The following is a 12540-nucleotide window of genomic DNA, read 5'->3' on the forward strand; positions in this document are numbered from 1 at the left end:
AAAGTAAAGTGGTTCAAGTCAGAAGAAGGCACCTTAGGATGTCTTTTCTTTATAAAAAAATCCCCACACATTGTGCAGGGATAAAACATTACCATACTTCAACAATATTAGAATTTATTACAGTTCCTTCTTCTAAATAACTATACTGAAGATCATTTAATACCATTCTATAAAATTCTTTATCTGAAATATATGGAGAGTTTAAATCAAACATATGCACATACTTCCTCAATTTTCATCGAAAAAATAATATCTTCTTTAATTTGCTTATCATACTTTTTAAAAGATATTCCTTAGGTCCTCAAGCTTCAGAAATTGCATATAAAAAAGTAAGCTGCTGTTCCGCTTACTTTTTTACCATTATCATTAATAAAATTTTCATCATACATTAATAACACTCCTAACAAATAATATATCTATTATGACACTGGTTTTTCCACAAAAAGTAAAAAAAGAATTCCCTTAAACTAGTATAATTTCACGTACTATATTTGATTGACTAAACCAAATTCTACAATAGAGCATATTTTAACCATTAGTCCCCTTATCCACTAAGTAAGCCAATGGTAATTTCCTTATTTATTCCTCTATCTTAGCTAGTGGTATTTCAAATTAGTATAAAACCGTATATTTTTCATCTATTCCTGGTAATTTGTCTTGACTGAAGGTTTTGAGGGTTTTTATCATGTGGGAAGGGTTAAGGAAAATGGCTGGAAGACAGATTTATCCCCTACTCTGAAAGATCACAAAAAAAGTAATCAATCAAAATAGGTAGGATAAGCGTCTTTGTTTTCACCATGCGGTCACTTGTAAGGTATCCGTATGTATAGACCCTATTCACTTAACAGTTTTCACCGTACACGACCCCTGCCTAAGACTTGTCCACTACACAAAGCCACCCCTGTGCGACAAGTTGATCGTGTTCCCTAGCACCGTAATGCTAATGGCTACCACCCGAACCTTTTAAGGTAGTTCTCACCTACCCTCACCGAATGAATAGGAATCCAGTGAGGGGTGCTGTTCTTGTAGGCGTATACTCTGTACCCCCTGCACGACTAACAGCAAGCCACGCCGTAACACGTTCCCACTAAATGTATGGCAGCACGGAATCACGGCTTATCAGTTTTTATTAACGTGGTTTCAGGCAATTCCACGTTGAATAGAAAACAAAAAAGACATCTCCAATTCCTAAATAACCTGTACATTCACAAGACTTCTAGGTTTAGAGATGCCCTTTATATATCTTTTGGACTACAAAATAATCAATTCTAGCATTTACTAGTTGAATTTTAGCCAAATCATAGATAAAATGGGTATATCAAAATAAGCCTCGGTGAAAAGGCATTTGTTGAAGATAGTGGTGGTACACTACTTAAACCTAAACCCTGTGAGTCAATACAGGTTATATCTAGTAAGTGTTGGTAGCAATTACTAGAATTGAGTCATTCCTGCTAAAGGTTGGTAGCCGATAGCAAATGGGAGTGGCTTTTTTATTTTCCTTTCATATTCAATTGTTTTTACTTTTGTTCTATCGATCTTCATTTATTTAAAATATCAAAATATGTTTTGTTTTGTAGAATGATGCTTGTTGTGTATTACGTTACAACAAGCTTTTTTGTTTGTAAATAAAGAAATGACAACTTAAAACTACGCATAAGTAGAAAAGTAGAACTACGAAAAAGTAGAAAAGTATACTTTTCTACTTGACTTTCAAATTTGGTATACCTATTCTAACTTACGCATAAGTAGAAAAGTAGACTTCAAACCCCATATTTATAATTCATTCCTCCTTGGAAACTTCAATTAACCCTTAATTACCAGTACATAGAGAAATCAATCATAAACTACGCATAGGTAGAAATGTATACTTTCTCACCTGAAAAATAACCCATTCTATAAATTACGTATAAGTAGAAAAGTAGAAAAGTATACCAAAAAAAAATACGCTTAAGTATACTTTTCTACTCTTTCGTTAAATTCGTTAAAAAAACATAAACTTTTCTACGGTATACTGTTGCGAATATTGTATGTAGATGTTACATTTTACTCAAAGGTATACTTATTCGGAGTTTTATGGAGGAATGTCGAAAATGACTAGACAAGCAACTACATACGTAATTGGTAACTTTAAAGGTGGAGTTGGAAAAACAAAAACAGCTACAATGTTGGCTTATGAAGCTGCCACAGTATTTAATGAAAAATGTCTTTTAGTGGATATGGATCCTCAGGGTAACGCTACAAGAGTCCTTGCTAAAACAGGTGACATTGAACAAATTGATAAGTCTATTACGGATGCATTTCTAAATCAAAATTTAGAGAATGAAATTATTCCAGTAATTGAGAATTTGGACATTGTTCCATCTAATACTTCATTTAGAAAACTATCAAAAATCCTCTTTGATATGTTCCCAGAGGATGAACTTGCACAAATTACATATTTAAAAAAATTACTAGAACCATTAAAAGATAAATATGATCGTATTTACATTGATGTACCACCAACAATCAGTGACTACTCAGATAACGCTATGATAGCAGCCGATTATTGTATCATCGTTCTACAAACACAAGAATTATCTTTAGAAGGTGCTCAAACATATATCGCCTATATGCAGTTCTTAGCAGAAACATATGATGCAGACCTACAAGTTTTAGGTATTATTCCAATGATGTTACATCAAGGAAAACGAGTGGATAATAAAGTATTACAACAAGCTCAGGAAATGTATGGTGGGAACGTTCTAGATACAATTGTGAGATATCAAGAGCGTCTAAAAGTGTACGACATTGAAGGAATTCATAAAAATGTTAACGTTAGCGGCAATATTGATATGTGGGATGAAAAAGCTCATCAACTATTCATCGATGTTCTTAGCGAACTTAATGAACATGAAAACTATTTTGCTACTATTAATGCTTAAGGAGGAGGCTCATAATGTCTAAAGCACCATTTCAACCTATAGTCACAAAACCTGGAAACACTTTAAATGACAAAGGTGTACAGATAAAAGGAACAAACGATTTCGGCCGTAATAATGATCCTGTTAAGAAAAAGGTTATGACTCCTATCATTAATAAAGGGAAAATACCTGTTCCTGAGAAACCAGATCAGCGTTTAGTTCCATCTAAAACTGCTAAAATTTCACCAGCTGTTTTATTAAAGCTAAATACTCTTAAACCGTTTATAAAAGAACAAGAAAGCATGGATAAGGCATCGATTAACAGTATTATTGATATGCTTCTTGAAAGCTACGTAAATACTAAGCTAACAACTCGACAGTCTGAAGGATACAAAGGGATGTACAAACACCTTTATGAGATGTTAGAGAAGAAATAAAACTAAAAGAAATTTTTCCTGTCTGCACAATGTTTTTTAGCATTTTCCATCCTACTATTATTGGAGATGAATTTCATGAGATTAATTACAAGAAATGGTGCTATTCTAGTGGACTTTGATTTATTTATAGAAAAGTAAGGCTGCGTAAAAGTTGATTTTAAACAGAATGAAGGCGAAAGGTAGTATTTATATGCTTTTCGTAACGATCTGCCTGAATGGGATTTCAATAAAGGTGAATTAATTCTAATTACCCACGATGAAGAGAAAGTTAAAGAGATATCCTCAATAATTTTAACTATATATGTAGGCGAGTTATTCTGTAAAGAATGCTTTAGAAAAAAGACGCTGAAAAATTATCTAACAAAGATACAAGCTATTGGTGTCATTATTTTTGGGACAAGACTCCACAGCATACTAAGAAATTACTTCAAAACGAAATTTTATATTCAATAAATGATATGGATTGGTCGATGGTAAAAAGTATAACCTCTGATAAATCATATGTGCTTTTTGGAGTATGTTCGGATTCTTGTATGACTCGTGAAGAATACGATAATCATGATGTAATTCAAAAAAAGAAGAAGTTAATGAACGATATATGGGAAGAGTTAATAACTGAAGAAGTAATGAATGGTCCTGAAGTTTTATTGGAAAAATTACTATGTGATCATATAGAAGTCATTGAAGAGGGTATGTTTTTTGTAGAAAGACAGTACAAAGTAGAAAAAGGAATAATTGACATTATCGCAAAAGATAAAAATGGTACTAAATGTATTATTGAATTGAAAATGGTTGAAGATGATAAAAGTTTAGTGTGGCAATCTGCTTATTATCCATCTTGCTTTAATGAAGACGTTCGTATGATTACAATCGCTCCCAATTATTCAAATAGAATATATAACGCTCTTAAAAATATAAATAATGTTGAAATGAAGGTTTTTGGCAAGGATTCAAACGGAAAGTTTGATATAAAAGATATTGATGGTGAAGAGTCTGTTTTAGAAATAAAAGAGGAAGCGCCTATTATCGTGTGAATGATTAAGCCCTACATATGTAGGGCTTTTTACATACTTACAATTAAGTAGAAAAGTATACTTTTCTACTTTTGCGTAGCTTATACAAATTCCCTCACCAAAACTTCCACCACGGCTTTTTCTTATCTTGTACAGCAGCAACCTCGGCGTGGTATTCCTGCATTATTCTCTTCGCCTCTTGGATCTCACGTAATGTTTTCATAAGAGTCTCGTCTCGTGCTTCCAGTCGTTTTTCAACCCGTTCATTATGTTCTTTTATACTCGTTTTGATTTCCTCGCTTCTCTGCTTTGCTTGCTCATTTAATCGCTTCTCCATCTCCAACATACCCTGATTCATTTCTTGCGCCATAACGCTGTATTGTTGCTGGAGCTGTTCTTGAATGTGGAATGGTATTAGACCTGTTTCTTTCGATTTTTCTTCATTAGCAACTAAATCTGGATTGATACTTTCCAACTTCTGCGCAATTATCTTCGCTGCCTTCTCTAACGTCATACCGTCATGCTTACCAATTTCAATTAGCCTTTCGATCACCATAACGTCATGCTCCGTGTATTGGCGTCTACCGCGATTATCTTTCTTTACTGCGAATCCCTCTCGTTGCAACACTTCCATATACTTTCTGAGCGTACTATCGGATATTCCTAGCCTTTTGTATACTTCACTAGCAGAATAAACAATTTCGTCCGTCATAGCGTCACAACACCTCCTAGTGACTGTATTCAATGAGGTGTTATAAAATCCTGCAAATAAAGAAACTCCAATGATTATTTTGCAATATGTGATTTATTCCGATTCTTTTTAAATATGACATTTCAATTAAAATTAGGTTCAAAAATGAATGATTATTGTATTTATATATGATGAAATCATTCCATCTATATATTAGGAGGTGTTTTTTATGGGTTGGAAATGGTTTATTCTTTTTGTCATTTTTCCATTAATAATTTTTATCTTTTTTTAAAAACGAACAAAGATAATTAAGAATAAGAAAATTAAAGAGATTTTTATTTTCTTTTTTGGATTAAGCGTTTTTTCATGGTTTGTATATTTTTCATCTCTTTTCTTACAATTATTTTTCTTAACCGAAGAAATTCATAGGAATATTGCAATAGATTGTGAAAACGTAAGCCAAACATCGCTCAGTATTTCCATAGTTCTATCAATGTTAATATTGCACTTCAAGGGAGATGCGGAAGAAGATAACCCGGCTTAAAAGACAGTTATATTGCTTTAGCAATCTCAACAAGCAATCTCATAAATAGCGGTATCATTTGGACAACTATATAACCAATTCCTGCACGAGAAATCAGGGAAAACCCTCGTTCCTGGCTACCAACCATAATGAACAACCCACCGCATAACGCTACAACGGACGCAATTGGGTAGGATACTGCCTTAATTAGAAAGATAACCGGTTCAAATGCATTTACAATACGCGTGTATAGTTGGCCATCAATATAATTTTTTATCTTTCCATCATCTGATTGCACATCTTTAAATACCTCATTTACATCAGGTTCGGATCCTGATGCAAATACATGCGGAATATCCATAATTTGGCTGAATATAATAGCACTACCGATCACAATACCAACTCGCACCGCCACGGGTGCGTATTTTTTTGCTTTCTTTTTGAACAAGCTCCACTTTTTCTTCGCTCCATAGTTACCATCCATAAAATCCTTGATGCTCATTGTCTCAGTTGCCATATGGACCATCCCCTTATTTTTAATGGAAATCAGTAACCGTAAAGATGTTACAATCCAATCCCTCGCAAAGCTTTTGAAGTTGCTTTCTTCTATATTCTGTTGTTGTGTACCAAATGAACTTAGGTGACTTCTCAAACACATTGCATTCAATTAGTTTTCTGTATTTCTGCATCTTCAAACGGTTTGCGCTCATCTTTTGCTCATGATCAACCTCTACAATATAATAACGGCCATTATCAGTAAATAAGGCATCTGCAATTATGGAAACAATACCTTTCACATTCATCTTCACTTCTTGCTTCCATGTTTTCGGACATTCATAGGCAATATAGATATCATTCCTTATGATGTAGTGGCGGAATTGATTCGAGCGTTTAAGTATTTTCTTACTCCCGATACGTTCACGCCCTTCCTTGTTGAGATAATAAACCTTTTCTCCATCCCTAAAGCTAGAAACGTATTCTTCTAGAGTCTTCATTACACGAGAAGCATTTCTGTCGCCACCAAGATCGTGAAGTACCTGGATTTGCTTTCTACTTAAGAATCCCAACTTCTTCAAGCTCAAGAGTATGCTTTCTAAGCGTTGTTCCTTCATGGCTAGTTTTTGCATCTTCATGCTCCTTTCTCGCTCTTATGTTAATGTGGGGCTTTATGATGTTATCAATCTGCTTATTATCGATATATACAGTCTGTAGGACCTTCCTCTCATTCGTTTGGTATATAGCCCTTCCTTTTATATTAGGGAGACTCTCTGCGCCGCCTTCATCAAGTACAGCACGGCTCCCTGCTTCCGTCTGTAATCGAAAACAAACTCGGGCGCCGATGTTTTGTCTTAGTTGCGATGGCAACGCCTCATTAGTCGGGTACTGCGTCGCATATACCAAGCGGAATCCCGCTGCCCTGCCACGACGACCGATATCAACAATAATGTCTTTGCACTCTTGATATGGCGCTATGTCGGCAGCCTCATCTACAATTACAAAGTACTTCGTGGGATCCCCGGCTTCTTTTATGTCTTCGTATCCTTTTTCTAGTAAGTATTCATTTCTAACATTCAGTTTAGTTTGCAATTCCCTTAGAGTCTCAAGGGCTTCCTCAGGATTCTTCGCAATTGATTCGACTTGCTTTAGGAATCTGTATCGGTTGAAAGATAGACCGCCCTTCAAATCAATAAGGAATAGCTTTATATTTTCTGTTTGGTTACGTACAAGTGCTGTAATAATAAGCTTTAAAACATTAGATTTCCCCATGTCCGTCATGCCGGCGGATATCATGTGCGAAATTTGATCAAAGTCGTGTTTTATTAATCCATCCCTCGTATAACCAATTGGGACCTCCCATCCTCTACATTGCCTCATCATGTTCTCTTCAAATTTCACAAATTCAGGAATCCCTTTCTCATAAACTCGTATTTTTAACAACCCATCATAAGAAATCTCAATTTCCTTTCTAACAATTTTTTTCTTGTTAATGATGTTTTGTATTTGTTTTAAAATATCTTTCCGCAAACGAAGAGATTTAAAGTCTTGTAGCTTAAAATCATAAACTTTGCTCTTGTGATTTAATCCGTCTTCTAAATGTTGTATTTTTTGTTCAAAATCAGAAAAGCTAAGACCAAGGGGGATTCTATACGCATACTCAACTCCCCAATCATTTCTCATCTTGCGAAGCAGCTGTATTGTCCTGGTCTCTTTCCCTTCCTTCACTTTTAAACCGCAATTAGCGCAAATTCTTTGTATCTTGGAGGCATCGTTTGTTGCTCCTTTTTGATGCATTTTTGATAGAAAAATTACTCCGCCAACTGCAGCTGAACTTACTAGCTCAAATATCATAAACTCACACCACCCTTCTTTTTGTATTATGCAAGAATAGTCCTTGAAGATTAGAAGAGATAAAAACAGCTATTAATCGTTGAAAATATTAAACTCGTAATGTCTGAAGTATTATTCTGTTAGCGAATTCTATTCGGAATAGGGGAAACGAAGTTTTAAAAGGTTATCAATTCGGAACGGTGAATCGTAATTTGTTTGGTATGGTAAATCGTATTGCGTACTGTTTGGTCTTTATGTCAGTTTTTTTCTAGCGTTTAAAAAAATGACGAAAAGGGCAAGCTATGCATGAGGTGGTAAAGGTGTTTGGATTAGGTAAGAAACGAAGTAAATTTGGCAAATGGTTAGATAAACAAGGAATCACACAAGGGGAATTAGAGAAAGCCGCTAAGCTGAGTAGAGGTACTATTTCGAAGGTGTGTAACGATAACAAATACATCCCTAAGTTTTCAACAATGACTCAAATTATAAAAGGTTTGAAAAAGCTAGGAAAAAGCATAAATGAAAATGATTTTTGGATGTAGCTTCGTAAAAAAACGAGGCTATTTTTACGCTCCAAAAAGAACAAAAGTTCGTGTTTGATGAACATAAATTACACGTATCTCGGCTGAACCCGTATTACAGAAGATGAATTGAAGAAAATAAAAAAAAGATCAAAGCTATGCCTAAAAAAACACGCCTGGATTTAAAAAACCAACGACGTTATTTTGGGACTTGTATTTTCTATGATGAAATAAACGATCGGTGCGGTATTCATTCAGTACGTCCATCAATTTGCCGAGCATTTGGTTATTATAATAATCTTCTTTGTTTTCGTAATCCGAAATTAGCTTCTAGAAGAAACTATATGACCAGCTCACATCCTGCCGGTATCTTAAGTGTTGATTTTACATGGAACGACTTTACTTAGGCGAAAAGTCAAAACTTTTTTAACGGGTCTAATCAGCTTTCTATTTGGGGAATATTGTCTTATCGTGGGTTTTATGTCATTTGGTTGGCGGGGCCCCATCGCTATCAAGCTAATAAAACAAAATACCCCCTAAAATGAAAAAATACGCTATTCTTTCTGTAGAATCATAGGAAAGGATGGCGTTTTTGTATGTCTATTTCTGTATCTAATGAATTACAACTATTTGCTCAAGAGATTCAAAGCTTTTTATCTCCAAATATCTTACGAGATCTTGCTAGAGATGTTGGTTTCGTGCAACGAACCAGTAAATACCAAGAAAAAGATTTAGTCGCTTTATGTGTATGGATGAGTCAAAATATTGCTACGACTTCTTTAACTCAATTATCTAGCCGTTTGGAAGCATCAACAGAAGTGCTCATCAGCCCTGAGGGATTGAATCAACGATTTAATCAAGTAGCTTAATTCAAAAAAGGAAACCCGTTAGGGTTTATTTCGTATGCAAATCTTTAAATTCCCTACACGTAGCCTTTAGAAAAAAGAAACAACCTCTACTATAATTGACGTTGTATGAGCTTAGCTTGATAGCGATGGGGTAGCACCAACATTTCGCGAATTTCGTACGCTAAAGGATAATCGACTTTTTTAGTTGAACGAAATTTGCAATTTTAAAAGGGCTTAATACACAAAATTATAATTAAATGCCTTAAAATGCACCTGAGGGTATCGTGTTTTTTGAATATGCATAAGAAATATGGTTTTATTTAATAACATACTCTGTTTCTTCTAACTCACCTATGCCTTTTTCCTCAGTTCTTCAAAATGAACATTTATAATAGTACCCTCCATTTTTTATTCACTCAGTTTTTAAACGATTTCTTTTTTCTCGTTGCAAGGTACTTACACTAATTCCCGTCATTCTTTCCACTTTCCTATAAGATTCAGTTTTTAACAAACCAAGAGCATGTTCTATTTGCTCTTTATTATATTTCTTCGGTCGTCCCTCTTTAAAATTAGGATTCAACCTGGCAATCGCTTTTCCTTCTTGTGTACGTTCTACAATCATATCTCTTTCAAATTCAGCAAATGCACTCATGATATTAAACATCAATCTTCCAGTTGGCGTATCTTCCACTACTCCCATATTAATGACATGAACCTTAACCCCTTTCTCAAATAACATTTTAATCGTTTGGATTGCATTTTCAGCTGAACGTGCAAAACGATCTAATTTTGTTACAACAAGTGTGTCCCCATTTTCTAGTACAGAAAGTAGTTCTTGAAATTTTGGCCTATCAAATTTTGTACCTGTAAATTTTTCAGAGTAAATTTTTTCACAACCTTCTTTTTCTAACATTTGAATTTGAGATTCCAAATCCTGGTTTAATGTACTTACCCGACCATACCCATATTTAACCAAAAACTCACCTTTTCTACGTTTACTTTTGACCATAAGTTTTGATGTAGGTCAATACACTGATTTTATCACATTTCAAAACCATGTTCAAAACTTTTAAGTTATGAACATGGTTATTATTAGATTTATATTTTTTCTCATAATCTCACGAGTGGAAATAAAAGTAAGTCTATGACCTATTTTTACACGTATCTCGGCTTTACCCCAAAATGAAAAAATGAGCTTTTTTGTTACAAGTTAGCACAAAATTTCGCTCTGGAAGTAGTTGTATTTTCTTAGCTTGATGGCGGTGTGACGCTCCCCTATAATGAATATATTGTTTGATCGTTAGTATTTTCTATAGGGAATGAATCCAATCGAATGTTGTTTACATACAATCATGACAAGAAAAAGAGCATCCTTAACATGTAAGGACGCTCTCTCTTTTATTTAAGAACAGAAGGCGAAGTCTTTTCTAACCATAGAATGCCATCATATTGTTCGATAGGAATCATGATTTCTTCTCGCTTTTTGACCCCCCAGTAACTTGCTGCAGTAGGGGTAAACATCCATGATGTTTCTGGTCGGTTACTTTCTCCCTTTAAGTTTACAAAGACATTTGTACTTCCGACAGTGCTGATTATTTTTTCAACACTTTGTTCTTCATGTTCAGTATGTACAGGAACAACGTTTTTAATGTCAGAATCCCAACTGCTTCCACTATACGCAAATACTCCAATCGTGTACATTTGGTTTTTGATGCGCTGCGGAAGAAAATCCATCATATTAGGACATACAAAATTGTGTTGTTGATACTTGGTATAATCTAATATCATTTTCGAATTTTGTTTTCGAATATGATAATTATGTCCCCATACAATTATTTTTTTATTTTTATATTGCATCTCAGTGAGCCATGCTAAGTTTTGAGCCATTTTTTGATCTCGAACATAATCTGGGAATCCTGCAATGTTAGAAGGGATAATACCTCCTTTTAATTTCATAAAACTATCTAGGTGTGTTTTAATCGCATCGATACGTATATTGATTGATCTCTCAAGAAAATTCACGTCATAAGTAGGGATAGGTGCAACTCGAGTCAATTCGGTTTTATGAGTCTGAATAAAAGCTTTTACGTTTTCAAACTTGTTGATTACGGGCTGTATTTCTACTTTATATTGATCATAAGGATACCCATCTTCTAAATTATAGTAATACTTATCCAGTTTGATTAACTCTGTTACTGCTAATTCTAGTTCATTCGCCACCTCAGGACTTAATTTTTGCAACCAGTCTTTCGCATACGAGTGGAATGAAGATCTATAAAACAAATTCATATCAAAACCAGCTAATGTTAGTGGCTTTCCTTTTTCTTTTTGTTCTTTCATATAGGTAAACAATTGTTCAACTTCCTCTGTTTGCCATACACCGTATAAAGATTGTTTCATCGCTTCAGTAGCGGTTAAGTTATCAAAATTTTGTTGAACCGTACTTGCTTCTGCAAATCCTGATTCAAATGCAATTACATCATATCCCATTTCTTCATGTAAGTACTTAATCATACGTATTTTGGATTGATTCATTTCCTTAGCACCATGCGTACTTTCGCCAAGTACAACAATACGCTTGTCCTGTACGGCCTCTTTTAGAAAAGATAAATCTTCTGTTGTTTGGGAAGTGGGTTCATTTAATCTTTTTGCATGTCCATTTAGCCATTCCTCCCATTTGGGTTGATCGACTGGCTTTTCTGCTGCAAATGCTACAGATGTGAAGGTAGTACAGGCAAGAAGCGTACTCATTAGCCCGATTTTCCATTTTTTACGCACAACAACGCCTCCAAGAATCATATTTTTAGAGATTGAATAGAATCTGTATCAAAAATTTACTAATATACCATTTTTTATAATAATACATATACAGATCCTAAACAATATTAATATTCTAAAAATTAGAAATCTACTTCGTACATAATGAAGAAACCTTCTATATGGGGTCACCATACATCACCATCGAGCTAAGAAAAGCAAATATCCTAAAACGATAAAATTGACACCCCCAGGTGAAAATATACAATTTTTGTTTTGGGGCGTTATAAAATTCTTAAGTTGATGGGTATGGGGTACCGCCACATCGCTATCAAGCTAAGGTAATATCAAGTCAATTCCAAAAGGAATTTTTCACTTTTTATAGGGGACCAGTATAAACTATTTAAAAATTTGCATACAAAATAAACCCTAACGGGTTTCATTTTTTTCAATTAAGCCGCTTGATTATCCGACATGGTACAATTATAAACGACACCTAATATATCAAAGACTGTTTTTTTC

At 34.4% G+C, this 12540-nt stretch carries 12 protein-coding genes and 1 pseudogene; 6 read left to right on the top strand and 7 right to left on the bottom strand.

Features of this window, described 5'->3' with window-relative positions; genetic code table 11:
* Window positions 1-88: 88 nt before the first annotated feature.
* Window positions 89-232 (bottom strand): hypothetical protein, encoded by a 144-nt coding sequence (locus ORL93_RS29980; protein WP_265960255.1) that lies wholly within the window; start codon window positions 230-232, stop codon window positions 89-91.
* A gap of 1858 nt (window positions 233-2090) precedes the next feature.
* On the opposite strand from ORL93_RS29980, the gene ORL93_RS29985 reads away from it, so the two are divergent.
* From ORL93_RS29985 to ORL93_RS29995, 3 genes are all read left to right on the top strand, one after another.
* Window positions 2091-2921, top strand: a complete 831-nt coding sequence (locus tag ORL93_RS29985) for a ParA family protein (RefSeq protein WP_000198083.1) — start codon at window positions 2091-2093, stop codon at window positions 2919-2921.
* Between the two features lie 14 nt (window positions 2922-2935).
* Window positions 2936-3337, top strand: a complete 402-nt coding sequence (locus tag ORL93_RS29990; RefSeq protein WP_265960256.1) for a hypothetical protein — start codon at window positions 2936-2938, stop codon at window positions 3335-3337.
* A gap of 533 nt (window positions 3338-3870) precedes the next feature.
* Window positions 3871-4371 (top strand): endonuclease NucS domain-containing protein, encoded by a 501-nt coding sequence (locus ORL93_RS29995; protein ID WP_242480035.1) that lies wholly within the window; start codon window positions 3871-3873, stop codon window positions 4369-4371.
* 94 nt (window positions 4372-4465) lie between these two features.
* On the opposite strand, the gene ORL93_RS30000 is transcribed toward ORL93_RS29995, so the two are convergent.
* The 4 genes from ORL93_RS30000 to ORL93_RS30015 form a co-directional block, all read right to left on the bottom strand.
* Window positions 4466-5062, bottom strand: a complete 597-nt coding sequence (locus ORL93_RS30000; protein ID WP_199669049.1) for a DUF3967 domain-containing protein — start codon at window positions 5060-5062, stop codon at window positions 4466-4468.
* Window positions 5063-5592: 530 nt separating this feature from the next.
* On the bottom strand, window positions 5593-6081 hold the full coding sequence (locus tag ORL93_RS30005; protein ID WP_265960257.1) for a hypothetical protein: 489 nt from the start codon (window positions 6079-6081) through the stop codon (window positions 5593-5595).
* 19 nt (window positions 6082-6100) lie between these two features.
* The gene (locus ORL93_RS30010; protein ID WP_265960258.1) at window positions 6101-6646 is read right to left on the bottom strand and encodes a replication-relaxation family protein; all 546 of its coding nucleotides are present in this window, start codon (window positions 6644-6646) and stop codon (window positions 6101-6103) included.
* Window positions 6615-7913: an FtsK/SpoIIIE domain-containing protein gene (locus ORL93_RS30015; RefSeq protein WP_265960259.1), complete on the bottom strand. Its 1299-nt coding sequence runs from the start codon at window positions 7911-7913 to the stop codon at window positions 6615-6617. Before ORL93_RS30015 ends, ORL93_RS30010 begins: the two co-directional genes overlap by 32 nt.
* Window positions 7914-8212: 299 nt before the next feature.
* Between ORL93_RS30015 and ORL93_RS30020 the strand changes: the two genes are divergently transcribed.
* The 3 genes and pseudogenes from ORL93_RS30020 to ORL93_RS30030 all read left to right on the top strand — a co-directional run.
* The gene (locus tag ORL93_RS30020) at window positions 8213-8434 is read left to right on the top strand and encodes a helix-turn-helix domain-containing protein (protein WP_373926194.1); all 222 of its coding nucleotides are present in this window, start codon (window positions 8213-8215) and stop codon (window positions 8432-8434) included.
* 137 nt (window positions 8435-8571) lie between these two features.
* The gene (locus ORL93_RS30025) at window positions 8572-8820 is read left to right on the top strand and encodes a YkgJ family cysteine cluster protein (RefSeq protein WP_373926195.1); all 249 of its coding nucleotides are present in this window, start codon (window positions 8572-8574) and stop codon (window positions 8818-8820) included.
* Between the two features lie 189 nt (window positions 8821-9009).
* Window positions 9010-9279 (top strand): annotated as a pseudogene (locus ORL93_RS30030) (IS4 family transposase); the annotation flags it as partial.
* Between the two features lie 394 nt (window positions 9280-9673).
* Here ORL93_RS30030 and ORL93_RS30035 read toward each other — a convergent pair.
* Together ORL93_RS30035 and ORL93_RS30040 are read right to left on the bottom strand one after the other, a co-directional pair.
* The gene (locus ORL93_RS30035; RefSeq protein ID WP_265960261.1) at window positions 9674-10270 is read right to left on the bottom strand and encodes a recombinase family protein; all 597 of its coding nucleotides are present in this window, start codon (window positions 10268-10270) and stop codon (window positions 9674-9676) included.
* Window positions 10271-10659: 389 nt separating this feature from the next.
* Window positions 10660-12039 carry an erythromycin esterase family protein gene (locus ORL93_RS30040; protein WP_265960262.1) on the bottom strand — a complete coding sequence of 460 codons (1380 nt, stop codon included), beginning with the start codon at window positions 12037-12039 and terminating at the stop codon, window positions 10660-10662.
* Between the last annotated feature and the right edge of the window lie 501 nt (window positions 12040-12540).

The sequence above is a fragment of the Bacillus sp. DHT2 genome (assembly GCF_026241455.1).
GTDB lineage: Bacteria > Bacillota > Bacilli > Bacillales > Bacillaceae_G > Bacillus_A > Bacillus_A pseudomycoides.